The organism is Winogradskyella epiphytica (genome assembly GCF_003217215.1).
Classification (GTDB): Bacteria; Bacteroidota; Bacteroidia; order Flavobacteriales; family Flavobacteriaceae; genus Winogradskyella; species Winogradskyella epiphytica.
The window spans coordinates 1-16,175 of record NZ_QJTD01000011.1 but is presented as its reverse complement, the minus strand read 5'-3'; the positions used below and the strand labels follow the sequence as shown (position 1 = coordinate 16,175).

At 32.8% G+C, this 16,175-nt stretch carries 12 protein-coding genes and 1 tRNA gene; 9 read left to right on the top strand and 4 right to left on the bottom strand.

Annotated features, from left to right (window positions below; genetic code table 11):
* Window positions 1-206 precede the first annotated feature (206 nt).
* The 7 genes from DFQ11_RS14190 (at window position 207) to DFQ11_RS14160 (ending at window position 9,598) form a co-directional block, all read left to right on the top strand.
* The gene (locus DFQ11_RS14190) at window positions 207-959 is read left to right on the top strand and encodes a hypothetical protein (RefSeq protein WP_110476545.1); all 753 of its coding nucleotides are present in this window, start codon (window positions 207-209) and stop codon (window positions 957-959) included.
* A gap of 90 nt (window positions 960-1,049) precedes the next feature.
* The gene (locus DFQ11_RS14185) at window positions 1,050-2,180 is read left to right on the top strand and encodes a hypothetical protein (RefSeq protein ID WP_110476544.1); all 1,131 of its coding nucleotides are present in this window, start codon (window positions 1,050-1,052) and stop codon (window positions 2,178-2,180) included.
* Between the two features lie 290 nt (window positions 2,181-2,470).
* Complete coding sequence (locus DFQ11_RS14180) at window positions 2,471-3,100, top strand: hypothetical protein (protein WP_110476543.1); 630 nt, start codon at window positions 2,471-2,473, stop codon at window positions 3,098-3,100.
* Window positions 3,101-3,234: 134 nt separating this feature from the next.
* The gene (locus DFQ11_RS14175) at window positions 3,235-3,813 is read left to right on the top strand and encodes an RNA polymerase sigma factor (protein WP_110476542.1); all 579 of its coding nucleotides are present in this window, start codon (window positions 3,235-3,237) and stop codon (window positions 3,811-3,813) included.
* 12 nt (window positions 3,814-3,825) lie between these two features.
* Window positions 3,826-4,563, top strand: a complete 738-nt coding sequence (locus tag DFQ11_RS14170) for a tetratricopeptide repeat protein (protein WP_110476541.1) — start codon at window positions 3,826-3,828, stop codon at window positions 4,561-4,563.
* 23 nt (window positions 4,564-4,586) lie between these two features.
* Window positions 4,587-7,832: a CHAT domain-containing protein gene (locus DFQ11_RS14165; protein ID WP_110476540.1), complete on the top strand. Its 3,246-nt coding sequence runs from the start codon at window positions 4,587-4,589 to the stop codon at window positions 7,830-7,832.
* A 98-nt stretch (window positions 7,833-7,930) separates the two neighbouring features.
* Window positions 7,931-9,598, top strand: coding sequence for a formate--tetrahydrofolate ligase (locus DFQ11_RS14160; protein ID WP_110476539.1), 1,668 nt, complete (start codon window positions 7,931-7,933; stop codon window positions 9,596-9,598).
* Window positions 9,599-9,704: 106 nt separating this feature from the next.
* Here DFQ11_RS14160 and DFQ11_RS14155 read toward each other — a convergent pair whose 3' ends face one another.
* From DFQ11_RS14155 to proS, 4 genes are all read right to left on the bottom strand, one after another.
* Window positions 9,705-10,745: a peptidoglycan bridge formation glycyltransferase FemA/FemB family protein gene (locus tag DFQ11_RS14155; protein WP_110476538.1), complete on the bottom strand. Its 1,041-nt coding sequence runs from the start codon at window positions 10,743-10,745 to the stop codon at window positions 9,705-9,707.
* A gap of 354 nt (window positions 10,746-11,099) precedes the next feature.
* Window positions 11,100-11,351 (bottom strand): 30S ribosomal protein S20, encoded by a 252-nt coding sequence (gene rpsT, locus DFQ11_RS14150; RefSeq protein WP_110476537.1) that lies wholly within the window; start codon window positions 11,349-11,351, stop codon window positions 11,100-11,102.
* Window positions 11,352-11,375: 24 nt separating this feature from the next.
* A tRNA-Glu gene (locus DFQ11_RS14145) sits at window positions 11,376-11,447 on the bottom strand.
* Window positions 11,448-11,563: 116 nt separating this feature from the next.
* Entirely contained in the window at window positions 11,564-13,042 is a 1,479-nt protein-coding gene (gene proS, locus DFQ11_RS14140; RefSeq protein ID WP_110476536.1) for a proline--tRNA ligase, read from the bottom strand.
* A 100-nt stretch (window positions 13,043-13,142) separates the two neighbouring features.
* Here proS and DFQ11_RS14135 point away from each other — a divergent pair, with 100 nt between their 5' ends.
* Both DFQ11_RS14135 and DFQ11_RS14130 read left to right on the top strand, forming a co-directional pair.
* Window positions 13,143-14,162 (top strand): hypothetical protein, encoded by a 1,020-nt coding sequence (locus tag DFQ11_RS14135; protein ID WP_110476535.1) that lies wholly within the window; start codon window positions 13,143-13,145, stop codon window positions 14,160-14,162.
* Between the two features lie 35 nt (window positions 14,163-14,197).
* On the top strand, window positions 14,198-15,724 hold the full coding sequence (locus DFQ11_RS14130) for an OmpP1/FadL family transporter (protein ID WP_110476534.1): 1,527 nt from the start codon (window positions 14,198-14,200) through the stop codon (window positions 15,722-15,724).
* Window positions 15,725-16,175: the final 451 nt, after the last annotated feature.

Below are 16,175 nucleotides of genomic sequence, written 5' to 3'. Positions count from 1 at the left end.
CTAGCGGAAAAGAAATTACTTCTTAATCCGTTTTGTATTTAACTACCATAGTTATGACAAGATCTATCAACCTCGTCTTGTTGACCACTCAATTTATAAAGTTATAGCTGTTAATATCGAAAGCCAAATCACTTATTTTATTATGAATAATTAAAAAAAATGATGACATATCAAGATTTCAACGATAAAGTATAAACCTCTTACTCATGAAATCTAAAAACATCAACTTTATTATTCTTCTAAGTCTTATCATCTTCAGTTGTAGCTCTAATGATATTACTCCCTCTAACAATAATCTCAATGATTTTGTTTCAACCTTGTGCGAAAATGCAACGGGGCCCACAGGTGGGCTTTGGGACAATGCACACGGACTTCCCATTCCACTAACTAATATTCCCACGATTGCAAATCCTGGTCAACACTTTATTCACAGTCAATATCCTGCATTAGGTTTTACGATGCCACAAGGTTATAGCGGTTTTGAGAGTCAAAACGGACTTGGCGTCGATGTTATAAGAAATGACAATCAAGTAGTTTGGCGCTATATGCCTTCGTTAAACGTACCTAATCAAACGCCTATATTAGACATTTTAGCAAATGAGATTAATTTGCTATTTGCATTTTATAATCACAGTGGCGATTTCGAAGTTATCTGTGAACAAAACACATCACAACCAAATGGCGCCTCTATAATAAGCTCTAGTTCTAGATTAATCAGGTTTGGAAATATAACAGCAACGGTTTTAGTTAATTCCTATTTTGAAACCTCCCTCGGCTCAACCTTCGCTTCGTTAACTACGATTTCAGGCCCAACTGCAGAATACGACACGCTTGTAATGAATGATTTCTTACCCATCAATTGGCAACTCCTAGTTATTGATAATGGTATTAGAGATTCCGACTTAGATGGCACCCCAGATAATCAAGACAATTTTCCTTTTGATCCAAATAGACAATAATAATTTAACACAGACAACGTCTTCACTAATAGATTTGAATACTTTTTGATGACATTTTTTATTTAATCCGATACTATAAAAACAACGATTATGAAACTCGCCATATTAAAAATATCAGTTATGATCTTCGCCTTCTTTATGTCTTGCAAAAAAGAGTACGCTATGAAGGACTCTTCTCTAAAACATATTGATTACCAGGAAAAAACGACAGACACCAGTAAACAAAAGAAAGGTTATAAGTACTTTGAATTTATGGATGAAGAATTAAACATCCTATCGACCAGATTGCTCCTCCCAAATTCATGGGAACGATCTAGCGAGACTAATTATGCATTTGAAGGCCCTAATGATATGCGTATCGGAATTGTGCAAATGTCTCCGCTGTCATTTTACACTGAAGACCCAAGTATGATTGATACCTATAGAATGAATGGTATAGAAAACCAATATCCGCTTACGCTTAATGAGATTACGGAACGCTACTTTATGCCTTATGCACGACAAAACAACATGCAATTAGTAAATACATTTCCTATTCCAGAAATATCAAAAAAATCTGTAGCATTTTTAAAATTAAATTACAGTAGCACTCCTACAAAGCAAGAAGTTAAAACCATAGGCTTAGAATGGAAAGACAATGAGGGAAAACGGTATTTAACCGTTCTACGACGCTTTGTTCATACAAGAAACAATCAACTATCTTGGGGTTTTATCAATCAACATATCGAATCTAAAAAAGCTGATTACGAAGAAGCAAAAAAAACATTTATTGATGCAATTTTAAGCGAACAATACAACACAGATTGGTTGTACAAAAAAAATAAAATCGCGGCTCAAAAAGCGCAACAGCAATTCCAAGCACACCAGGCCAGAATGAATGCAATTCAATTAAATTCTACAAATTCTAGTTTTACATCGTCAAGCTCATCAACAAGTGTTGGAGATATTTATAGCGATATTTTAGATATTAACCATGCTGGATATTTAAAACGTAGCAATATGACCTCTCATGGACATTCTAAAACAATTAATGCTATTGAAAACAGAAGTGTTATATCTAACCATAATACTGGAGAACATTATAATGTAGAATCAGGAAGTAAATTTTATTGGGTAAATAATAATGGTCAGTATTTTGGTACTGATAATGCTAATTATGATCCACGCACTGATCGTAAAATTAATCAAACAGAATGGTCGCAATTTGAAATTGAAAATTAATAACCTTTTCTTTTAAGTATGTGATACGAAGTTAACATACCACCGAATATTGAAGGGTTTGATCAAGCCATCGTTAGAGTTGTAGAAAATTCCAGTTTTTATACCCCCCTATTCCACTTAAAATATTTGATCTAAAAATAATCTATTTATAAAAAAACAATTAATAACGGGGTAATAAATCCTCATATAAACAAGGTTAATTCATTTTATAGGTAATTATTTCTATGAAGATATTTTATTTAAAAACTGATGCTAAAATAAAAAGAAGAAGTAACTAAAATTAAACTATTATGAAACATTACATATATTTATTACCAATTTTATTTATCGTCTATGGATGTTCTAGCGATGATGACAATAGTAGCGCCAAAGAACCAGGATCTATAGAAGATATTATACATTGGGCAAATCCAGAGATTGTAGATGCCGTAAAAAATTTGGGTTTTACAATTCACGAAGGCAATAATCCTCCAAATATTGAAGGGGATTACGAAATAAGTCCGAGAATATTAGAAGCCACTAATATTCAGGGTGACTACCAAATAGGATCAATTTTCTACAAAATAAACATTTCCTTTAGCAATCAAGATAACACCACATTAACTGTAAATTTTATCGGAAAAGAATTAGATAATAGCGGTAATGTATATGCTACACAATCAGTAGATAATTATCTTGAAAATTCTTATATAATTGGTAATGGAAATAAATTCACTAGCTTTTTTAAGGTTACTGTAAACCGAAACGATAAAACAGCGCAAGTGCTCAATGTATTCTCTGGAGAAATCACTGAAAATGGCATATCTAGCATACAAAATGGGGTAATTATGCTTGAGAATTTTGATCAAGATTCCTATTTTATTCAGAACAATACAGGACGAATTTTTAAAGACTCAGATGGTATGGCAGAACGTCTTTGAATGAATCTTATATGCAATAAGCACGTTTTTAAAAATGTCAGTTTAAAATGTCAAAAAGAATTTTAACACCAATAATATGTAATTAATCGCAGTTGGTTTGAAAACCAATCCTTTTCGCTTATATTTAATATTAAATGCAAGAGAAAAACCCAATCCTTTCGTCCAACGACAGCATAATCGAAGCCGTTAAGAATAATGACACAACAGTGTTAAAGCAGTTATATGTCTATAATTATCCTAAAGTCGAAATTTTAGTTCTAAGAAATAGCGGTACAAAAGAACAAGCTAAAGACATCTACCAAGACGCATTTTTGGCAGTATGGCAAAATATTAAACAGAATAAATTTATACCGCAAAGCGAATCATCTATAAATGGTTATATCTACACCATTGCAAAAAATAAATGGTTAGATGTTTTACGGTCTAAAGGATTCAAAAAAACGATTGTTGCATCTCAATTAGGTCATTTTGAAATAAAAGATGAAGAAAATAATGATATTGATGATGACATTTTAAAAGATAAACGATTAGAGGATGTAATGCTGGCCTTTAGGAGTTTAGGCGAAGCATGTAAAAGTTTATTACGTAAGTTTTATTTTGAAAAGAAGTCTATGAACTTAATTGCCAAAGAATTAGAACTAGACGCAGCTTCAACTCGAAATAAAAAATACAGATGTATGAAAAAACTAAGAGAAATAGCCCTAAAGAACTGATTAATAGCAACAATGAATTTACAAGATATTACACCAAAAGATTTTGAACATATTGAAAAGTACCTCAATAATAATTTGGATGCAAAAGAGGAAGAACAATTTAAACTACGCTTACAAACGGATACTGAATTCCAATCTAAAGTTGAAGAGATTAAAACCATTTTAACAGGTATCGAAACTCAGGCGTTAAAAGAACAATTAAATCTGTTTCATGAAGATTTTGAAAAGGACACAGTAAATACTAAAATTAAAAGTCCTAAGGTACATGCTCTAAATTGGAAACGACTTTTAGTTGCGGCGGCTATTATTATCGCTGCGGGTAGTTTTTGGTTTTTAACTGGTAATACTAATGAACGTTTGTATGCCAAGTATTTCTCGCCTGATCCAGGTTTACCTACCACTATGAGTAATTCTGATAATTATGAGTTCTATGAAGCAATGGTAACATATAAACAAGGTGATTATCATACAGCCATAGATAAATGGGAAGCCTTACAAAGATCTAAACCCAATAACGATACTCTAAATTACTTTATTGGTGTTGCATATTTGGCAAATGAGAATGAAACTAATGCCATATTATATTTAGAAAAAGTTATAAAAAATCCTGAATTCGTATTTGTTAATGACGCCAATTTTTATTTAGGTCTGGCCTATTTAAAAACTAAGAATACAGAGAAAGCCAAGGCACGTTTGCAAAACTCAACTGGAGATAATAGCAAAGCACTCTTATCTGAACTAAACGATTAACCTACTGCAATAATCCGTTGATTATGAGACAATTTAACAATTGTTCTAGGTATATTATGCTTATAGTTTTAGCATTATCTCTAATTCAAATAAGTTTTGCACAGCACGATCCTAACTCTGGATTAAAGCTCCTCGATAAATTAATATCCGAAAAGAAACTAAATGATGCTGAACAAAAGCTAAACTTTTATTTAGATAGTTTAATATCAAAGTCGTCCTTTTATGATATAACCCACTACGTCTATCATATTGGTAAGATTAATTTTGAATTAAAAAATAGACAAGCGGCAGAGAAAGCTGTTCTAGATTTTGAAAAGCGTCTAAGTTCACAGACGAAAGATCCAAAAGTTTTAAGGCAGTTAAAACTAGAAATTGGTTCATTTTATGAGTTTTTAGGAGATTCAAAAACAGCTAGCAATTTTAATCTGGAAGCATTAGAATTAACTAAACAAATGCCTGATAAAAACGGTGAACTTTTTGGCATAATATACAGTAATTTAGGAACTTTTAATATGAGGATGGGCAATCAAACCATTGCTTTAGATTATCATAAAAAAGCATTAAAATCCTTCAATTCTTATCCTGAAACAGAAAAACAACGACTCTATATTTCAAACAACGCACTTGGTGGAATGATGTGGTATGTCTCTAAAATTGACAGTGCTTTAATCTATTACAAAAAAGCAGAGCAAATTTTAAGCACTTTAGAACAAAATCCCGATAACAAATACCTTAGACCAGCAAGTTTAAATAATAATATAGCTGGTATTTACAGTATTCAAGGAGATATAACTGCAGCTATTAACTCCATGCAAAAAACAGTAACCTATCTCAATTTATTTTTAAAATCGGATATCACTGAAGCAAGAAGAGATTACGCGCAGGAGTTTCTATTTCAGAGCATAGATAATTATGGTGGTTTATACAAAGAGATTGGCGATTATAAAAAAGCAGAGGAACTCATTAATTACGCATACCAACAAAAAAAGAAGTACCTAAATCCGAAAAGCCCGGAAATTTCGAAAGGAAAAATACTTTTAGGTCAGATTTATGTAGCTCTAAAAGAATTCGATAAGGCGGAAGAATTCCTTGATAAAGGCATTCAAGAGTTTAATGAAAACCCTAGTAATTACTTTAACTGGCTAGCCGACGCTTATTATTATAAAGCTGTACTTAACGCAGAGAAAAATAACATAAAAAATGCTTTTGATTGCTATGAAAAAGCTGAAGAATATTATAAATCGTCTTTAGGTAATTATTATGATGAACTTTATTTAGACTTTATTAATTCAGCTTCAAGTTTCTATGCGAAGAATGGATATACCGAAAAAGCCTTACAAATGGCTCATAAAGCACACGATTATATTGCTGCAAATCAAGGTAAAAAAACCTTATTAGAATATCATCAGGTTTTAAATCTTGCTTCTATTTATTATGAAATTAAAGACTATGACACCGCTTTGAAGAGAAGTAATATAGCTTTAAACCTACTTGAGGACGAAACCTTTACAAAAAACATAAATTTAGGAAAACTAAAAATTGAAGCACAGAAACCATTGGCCATACTGATTAAGTTTAAGTCTGAATATCAATTACAAAATTCAAAAGATAGTATCTTCCTAAAGTCTCAATTAAAAGAGCTACAAAATGCCATAAGTATTATAGAAGAACAAAAATCTAAAATTACAGATGATAATACGATTTCAGTATTATTATCAGACAATAACGAACTGTTTGAGTTTACAAAAAAAATTGCATTAAAACTTTATGAAATCACAAAATCGGGTTCGTATTTAACTATTGTTTTAGGCTTGCATGAATCTATGTTATACAATCGAATAAGAAATAGATTAAATTCAAAAACATCGATAACTTTTGCACATATTCCTGAACATATTATTGAAGATGAAAAACGCCTTAAAAAAGCACTTAGTTCTTCAATCTTAAAAGATGATGCTTTAGAATCTTTTTTTGAAGTCAGCAAAGAATGGGATGAGTTTTTAGCAACATTAAAAAAGGAATACCCTAAATATTATAATCTAAAATTTGCTTCAATTTCTAAATCTGTTCATGAACAAATTAAAAACAAAGACCTAAAGAATAAGACCCTTGTTAGGTATACTTTTATCGATAATAATCTTTACGCTTTTGTTATTCATAATGAAGACATCGAAGTTTTTAAAATAGAAACTAAAGACTTGTCTCAAAAAATAAATACCCTTTTAAGTTACGATGCTTTAAACCCATTGAATTTTGAAATCTTAAATGAATTATACCTTTTACTATGGAAACCAATAGAATCGGCTATTAAAACCAAAAGAGTAATCATTATTCCAGATCAAAATTTATTCAACCTTAATTTTGAGATGTTAACTAAAACATCTGTTAATTCGTATCAGGAACTTGTTGACCATAGTCTATTAAACAAACACATAATTTCTTATAATTACAGTTTATTTTTAATAAATGAAAAAAGTAAAACTATAGATTATCCCGACAATTTTATCGCCTTCGCTCCAGAGTTTAATTCTAAAATGAAGTCTGATTACCTTTTAGCAATCACAGATTCCATTTCGCTTGATAAAACGTATTTAAAATTACTTCCACAACCCTTTGCTACGGAACTCGCTAAGGATTATACAAAATTATTTAAAGGCACATCCTTCCTCAATGAAAAAGCCTCTAAACAAGTGTTTACAGAACAAGCGAAAGAACACAAAATAATTCATATTGGCACACATGCGGAATCAAATAATATATCTCCCGAATTATCTCGACTTATTTTTGCTAAAAACGTAAAGGATTCAGTTTCTCCAGATGATAATTCGTTATACACTTACGAAATTTACAACCAGAATTTAGCATCTAATCTAGCCATATTAACAGCCTGTGAAACCGGCAAACCAACGTACCAAGCCGGAGAGGGTATGATTTCTCTTGCTCACGCCTTTAATTATGCTGGGAGTGAAAGTATTTTAACAAGCTTATGGAAAATTGACGAACAATCTAGTGCTAGTATTATCGAAAATTTTTACGGCTATCTAAAAAAAGGCTTACCTAAAGATGAAGCCCTACAAAAAGCAAAACTCGATTATATTGCAACAGCCCAAGGACGAACAATTTCGCCACAATACTGGGCTGGCTTAATTATTATTGGAGATACGGCACCTATTGATTTAAAAACTTCACCTAACATCTTATATTGGATTATAGGAATTGTGATCGCAATAATACTTGTAATCGTAATTCGGCGAAAAAAATTAGTATAAAGAAATATTTGTACTTTATCACTCTGCGATGACGAAAATCATTATTTGTCCGCCATAAAACCATTAATTTCGGAGAATACTATTATAAGTTTTAAGTTATGACAGATCTGCAGATTGCAAAAAGTGTAAAGCCCAAACCTATTAGTGAAATAGCTAATAAATTAGGAATCGATCCAGAACAATTGGAGATGTATGGAAAAAATAAAGCTAAGATTCCACTTTCTTTAATAGATAGACAAAAGGTAAAACAAAGCCATCTCATTTTAGTCTCAGCTACCTCACCTACTCCTGCAGGTGAAGGAAAAACCACTATTTCAATTGGTCTTTCTGAAGCTCTTAATAAATTAAATAAAAAAACAACTGTCGTTCTTAGAGAACCATCTCTGGGACCTGTCTTCGGAATAAAAGGTGGTGCTACTGGAGGTGGTTATGCCCAAGTCTTACCACTAGAAGATATCAACTTACATTTTACTGGAGATTTTTCTGCGATTGAAAAAGCTAATAACTTATTAGCAGCGGTTATTGATAACAATATTCAAAATACCACCAACTCATTAGGTTTAGACCCAAGAACTATTACTTGGAAACGTGTATTTGATGTTAACGATAGAGCTCTAAGAAACATTATTATAGGTTTAGGTGGAACGGCTAATGGAATTCCAAGAGAAACAGGTTTTGATATTACCGCTGCTTCTGAGATTATGGCTATACTTTGCCTTTCTAACGATTTAAAGGATTTAAAAAAACGATTAGGGCAAATTTTTATTGGTTATACTTTTTCCAAGAAACCTATTTATGCCAAAGATTTAAAAGTCTCCGGCGCAATGGCTAGTCTACTTCAACATGCCATCAAACCCAATTTGGTTCAAACTCTAGAAGGTAATCCTGCTATTATTCATGGTGGTCCTTTTGCTAATATAGCCCAAGGTACTAATTCTGTTATTGCAACTTTAATGGGCATGACCCATTCAGAGTATACGGTAACTGAGGCAGGTTTTGGTTGTGATTTAGGTGCAGAGAAATTCTTCGACATTAAATGTCAAAGTGCCAATTTAGCCCCTAAGGCTGTTGTACTCACAACAACAATTAGAGCATTAAAGTATCATGGAGGAGCCAGTTTGAAAACTTTAGAAATTCCTGATGTACATGCTTTAAGTCAAGGGTTACCCAACTTAGAGAAACACATTGAGAATATTGAAGCTTTTGGTGTAATTCCAATCATTGCCATCAATAAGTTCACATCTGACAGTATAGAAGAAATCGAGATTATTAAGGAATTTGCAAAAACAAAAAACGTACGAATAGCTGTTGCAGATGTTTGGGCAAAAGGTGGTGAAGGCGCTATTGAATTGGCTAAGCATGTAATTGATGTTACAGAATCTGAAAAATCAGATTTTAAGCCTTTATACAATTGGGATAGTCTAGTTGAAGATAAAATCAAAAAAATTGCTCAAGAAATATATGGAGCTTCAAATGTAGAATATTCATCAAATGCTAAACGTCAACTTCAGCGCATAAAAAAATTAGGCTTAGAAAATCTAGCAATATGCATTGCGAAAACAGAAAAGTCTCTTTCAGATGATCCAAAACTCCTAGGTCGACCAAAGGATTTTACTATTACCGTTAGAGAAATTGAGATAGCGTCTGGAGCAGGTTTTATAATTCCCATTACAGGAAATATAATGCGTATGCCAGGCTTACCAGCTCATCCAGCTTCTGAAGGTATTGATATTAGTGAGGACGGAGAAATTTTTGGATTATTCTAAAGTCGAATTTGTATGACTCTTATATAAATAATTCTATAATTTTAAAACGATTGAGTAGCTATAAAATAAAGAAATATTTAGTACAAATAGTTTTTTTGAATAATGTTTAACAACCTCTCCTATAAGCTGGAAAATACTCCTTATCAATCACAACATCCACATCAGATATTACAGCGATACGCTGCTTTGATAATCGATCATAAGCATTTTGATTTACTATATATTTCCAAAGTTTAAACGGTTTAGCAGTCTTAGAAAAACTAGATTTAAAAGTATATAATGAATCTTTTTTACTAGAGCGACCACCTCCTAAATTAAGATATTGATAGCCTTCATTAGAAGATTTAACTCGCATATCATCTATTATTAATTTAATAGCATAATGGTTTAAAAACTCTTCTTTAATTCCTGAAAGATGATACTGCACAATATTATTAGTTTTAATAAACATAGCTCCTGCGATAATCTCTTGTGTTTCGTTACAAACAGCTAAGGATAATTCTGTTTTAAAATCAGGGCTAGCCATCAGTTCATAAAAGTAACTTTCCTCAAAGAAATAACTATCATTGGCGTTAACCCTATTCATGTTTTCATAATAAATATCTATAAAAGCTTGAATATGTTCTTCAGTTTCGCCTTCAATAATTGTACATAATCTTGCAGCCTTATTAACGTGAGTTTTCAATCGACTGTTATAATTGGCCCGTTGAATTTCTATAGGCTCGAATAAGTCAATATAAATAACGTCTCCTGGGTTAGAAATATCTCCTAAACCTTTTAAAACTTCCTCTTGATGAGATAAATACGGATGTAGTCTTGAAAAGACAGAGATTATATTGTGCTCAGAAAAATATTTATTTAATTCTTTATGAAATTTTTCAAAATCGAAGTTCGACATGCCAGGAGAGCAAAGAGCTCCTGCGTATCCATAAACTGATGTGGCATCCTTAAAGGCGCTATTATCAATTTCCCTAATTAATAAAGGCAGCAAAACATAACTGTCACCCTCCGTATACTTGAGTAGTATAGGTAGTTCACCTTCTTTCTTAGATAAATCGTGGTAAAAGTAAGTGTGATAAAAATCGGAATGAACAGCATTTTTTACATTATCATTCCAATTTCGTCTTTCGGTGATAACCTCAATCATTGAAATTCAGAGAGTTAATTAATAGCTATACAAACGTAAGGTATTTTTTTTACTATAAAAAATTTAAAATATTAAAGATATATGGAATAGAGCTAACAGCTCTGTAACATATTTTTATAGAAAGACAATTGTACACACCGAGCCGGGAGTAGAACATCATCTATTAAATATATTTATTTACTCTTTAAAAATTTAGTGAATCCGTTATAGGTTATAAGGTTTAAAGTGTCAATTTATAAGATAGGCCGGTTTATATTCTAATTACTAAGTGATACTGCAATCGTTAAATTCTATAACAAAAAAAAAGCCCTTCCAAATGGAAAGGCTTTATATATCTTATTAAGAATATTCTAATTATAGTGCAGCAACGTGTTTCGTTAACTGAGACTTTAAATTACCTGCTTTATTAGCGTGAATAATATTTTTCTTAGCTAACTTATCAATCATACTTACAACTGAAGGTAACATCTTCTCTGCTTCCTTAGCGTCAGTGATCTCACGTAACTTTTTAATAGAGCTACGAGTCGTTTTATGCTGGTATCTGTTAAGTACACGTTTTTTATCGTTACTTCTAATTCTTTTTAAAGCTGACTTATGATTTGCCATTATATTCTTTCTTATTAAAAATTGTAGCCCGTAGGGGAATCGAACCCCTCTTACCAGGATGAAAACCTGGCGTCCTAGCCGATAGACGAACGGGCCATTTGGTTGTTTTACTATTTAAATGAACCAGCAACGTTTCCATTGCGGTTGCAAATATACAACTGTTTTTAAATTCTGCAACACTATTTGAAAAAAAATTTAATTTTTTTTTCAAATTAATATGCTTTAGCAAAAAGTACGCGCTGAGTCGATGGTTTACCGCTATAAACACAAGTACCCTCTTCCTGTTTGTTATCCATTGGAATACACCTAATTGTAGCTTTAGTTAGCTCTTTAATCTTCAATTCTGTTTCCGCTGTTCCATCCCAATGAGCAGAAATAAATCCTGTTTTAGATTCTAATACTTTTTTAAACATTTCGAAATCATTCACCTCTGTAATATGCTCATTTCTGAAGTCTAAAGCTTTTTTAAACAAGTCATTCTGTATAACCTCTAATAAATCTTTAATTGTAGTCGCGATGCCATCGATAGGAACAATTTCCTTAGTTAAAGTATCACGTCTCGCTAATTCAACTGTATTATTCTCTAAATCTTTTGGACCAATTGCAATTCGTAATGGCACACCTTGCAATTCGTGTTGGGCGAATTTAGCTCCAGGTCTGTGCGTTGTTCTTTTATCAAACTTACAACTAACCCCAACCTCTTTTAATTCCTTTATAATTGAATCTGCTTTTTCAGTAATTGCATCAAACTGTTCATCATTCTTATATATAGGAACGATTACAACTTGAGATGGCGCTAAGTTTGGAGGTAACACTAGACCTTTATCATCACTATGCGTCATAATTAAGGCTCCTACTAATCTCGTAGAAACTCCCCAAGATGTCGCCCATACGTGATCTAACTTCCCTTCATTATTAGTAAACTTCACATCAAATGCTTTTGCGAAATTTTGACCTAAAAAATGTGAAGTACCGGCTTGAAGCGCTTTTCCATCTTGCATTAAAGCTTCAATACAATAAGTTTCAACAGCGCCAGCAAATCGTTCACTTTCTGTTTTCACACCTTTAATAACAGGAATAGCCATGAAGTTTTCAGCAAAATCAGCATATACATTATTCATTTGCTCTGCTTCTTGAAGAGCTTCTGCTTCTGTTGCGTGCGCGGTATGACCTTCTTGCCATAAAAATTCGGCTGTTCTTAGAAACAATCGCGTACGCATTTCCCATCGAACCACGTTTGCCCACTGATTAATTAAGATTGGTAAATCTCTATAACTTTGAATCCACCCTTTATAGGTATTCCATATAATGGCTTCACTAGTTGGTCTTACCACTAATTCCTCTTCTAATTTAGCTTCTGGATCTACACGTAATTTACCTTCGTTATCAGGATCATTTTGTAATCTATAATGAGTTACAACTGCACACTCCTTCGCAAAACCTTCAGCATTCTTCTCCTCTGCCTCAAACAAGCTTTTCGGCACAAACAATGGAAAATAGGCATTTTGATGTCCGGTTTCCTTAAACATCCTATCCAATTCTGCCTGCATTTTTTCCCAGATAGCATAGCCATATGGCTTTATAACCATGCACCCTCTAACCGCAGAGTTCTCCGCTAAATCGGCCTTAACAACCAATTCGTTATACCATTTTGAATAATCATCGGCTCTACTCGTAAGATTTTTGCTCATTTTCAGTGTTTTGGCACAAATATTGTGCTATGTTAAATGTAATTAATTGTTCGGCAAAACTAACTATTTTTGCTATGTTCAACAATAAAATAAAAGAGATATGCAATTTAAAACTACTTTATTCAAAAAATTGCCATTTTTTGTTGCAGTCGGTGTAGCTACCGTGTTAACTTCTTGTGGTTCGTATCAGTATGCCGGATACGAAAATGACGGTATTTATTCTTCTGAAGAATATGACAATCAAACGGAAGAAACAGTTGTAGTTACGTCTACAGATAACTCTAACTACTATAAAAATTATTTTGCTGAAAATTCTGCTGAAATTGACGCTATATTAGAGGAAAGTGAAATATTTACAGATATTGACTCATACGAAGGTAATTATACTGAGCAGGACACCTTAGAGCAGAGAACTCCATATGTTGGCTGGGGACAAGAAAATACCAACATTACTATCAATTATATTGATAACGGTTGGTATGGATATAATAGTCCTTGGGTATGGCATGGTGGTTACGCATATTACGGCTACACAAGACCTTGGGGATACAATCCTTGGAGATTTAATCGTTGGAGCTATCCTGGTTATTATGGCTATGGTTATGGACATGGATATTATTCTCCATGGTATTATGGGTACGGTTATGGATATGGTTACAACAACTGGGGTTACTCTTACCCTTATACTGGTTATTATCGAAATTCAAACCGTTATAGTTATAATAACACAAGAAGAGGTTCGTTATTGTATAACAACAATTTAAGCCGAAGAAATAATTCTGCATTATCAACTAGAACAAATAGAAGCAACTCTGCCTTATCTAGAAGTGTTGATCGCAGTAGAATAAGATCTACGGGCAGCACAACCAGAAGAGCTACTGTTCCAAATAGAACAATTAGAAGAACTACAACGCCACGTTCTAATAATAATACCAGAACAGTAATACCGCCGAATACGAGAAAAGCAACTCCAACTAGTCGTACTAGAACGACAACGACAAGATCTAGCTCAAGTAGCTCTCGATCATCATCAGGAACGGTGAGGTCGTCTGGCAGTTCTTCTAGGTCAAGTGGGAGTAGTAGATCGTCATCTAGTAGCGGTAGACGTGGTAGAGGATAATTTTCAACTAAATCCTAATTTATAATAATTTACTTATGAAAAAATTACTTATGCTCAGCATAGGGCTGGTATCTTCATCTATAATATTAGCCCAAGACGTCACAGACGCCGTTAGATATTCAATGGATGAACTTCAAGGGACCGCTAGATATAGAGCCATGAGTGGTGCATTCGGTGCCTTAGGAGGAGACATGTCTAGCGTTAGTATTAATCCTGCAGGATCCGCTATATTCAATTATGGTCAAGCCTCAATTTCTCTGGGTCTTTTTAACAATAAAAATGATATTAGCTACTTTAATAGAACCAACACTTCATCAAATTCTAATTTAGATTTAAATCAACTAGGAGCAGCATTCGTATTTAATAACATGAATTCAAATTCGCCTTGGAAGAAGTTTTCTCTTAGTGTAGCTTATGATCGTACAGCAGATTTCGATAATGATTGGGTAGCAAGCGGGGTAAACCCAAACCAATCAATTGGAAGTTATTTTTTAGCGAACGCACAAGGTTTACGATTAGATGAAATATCAGCATTTGCTAATGAATCATTTTCTGAAGCTTATTCCGAGATTGGTTCATTGTATGGTTTTCAGAACCAACAAGCCTTTTTAGGTTATGAAGGTTACATCCTTGATGCCGTTAATGACACAGATGACAATACAGAATATATATCAAATATAGATTTAAACGGCAGTAATTTTAATCACAGATACGCTTTTGCAAGTAGAGGTTATAATGGAAAACTAGCTTTTAATTTCGCTACTAGTTATGACGACAAAGTTTATTTTGGTATTAATTTAAACTCTCATTTTATCAATTATGAGCGTTCGACCTTTCTTAGAGAATCCAACTCAAATGAAAATTCGACAGTAACTAATGTGAATTTCGAAAATAATTTATTGACTACTGGTAATGGTTTCTCATTACAATTAGGAGGAATTGCAAAAATTACTGAGGAATTAAGGGTTGGCGTGTCGTATAGTTCACCTACTTGGTATAGATTTTCAGATGAGACATCTCAGTACCTAGCTACTTCAAGATTAGAAAATGGATCTACTATAAATCAAATTATCAATCCCAATGTGATTAATATATATGAAGAATATAAGCTTCAAACCCCTGGAAAACTAACAGGAAGTTTAGCCTATGTATTCGGAAAGAAGGGCTTACTAAGCTTTGACTATTCTGTAAAAGATTATAGTAACGCTAAATTTAAACCAGCTTCAGACATCTACTTTTCAGATTTAAATAACAGCATAAATAATACTCTAACTTCGGCCGCAACCTATAAATTAGGTGGTGAATATAGAGTAAAGCAATTAAGCCTAAGAGCTGGATATAGATTTGAAGAAAGCCCGTACCAAGATGATAATTTCTATGGTGATTTGAAAGGCTACTCATTAGGTTTAGGATACAATTTCGGTAGCTTAAGTGTAGATTTTGCTTATAGTCATGCAAAACGAGATATAAATCATCAGTTATATAATACAGGACTTACAGATTCGGCACTAATGAAGTCTAAACTATCAGATTACATCTTAACTTTGGCGTTTAATCTTTAATTTACCCCAATAAGCCTCTTTTAATAAAGAGCTATTTTATCATACCAAAAATCCGGTGATATTCTTATATCTCCGGATTTTTTTTGTGCTTTGAATATGTGACCTATACCTTTTGATTTAATAAGATATTCACAGCTTCCATAAACCCTAGATCCATATAATTACCTGTATCCATTAGTTAAGACTAGTTCTTCCTTCTTAAACTTCTTACATTGTATTGAACACATCTTATTCAAACCTTATACGTTATAATTTCAAATAGCCCAGTTACTCAACATTATCTATCGTATAATAAACCAAAAAAAAAGCCTGAGCATATATAATACTCAGGCTTTTAATTATCATTTTATTCCCACTATCGTTTCAAGGTAAAATGGGCTTTAAATTCTTTGCGTTCACCGGTTAGAGGTTCGTCGTATTCTACTGTAAACCAGTAATCACTCGTTGGCAT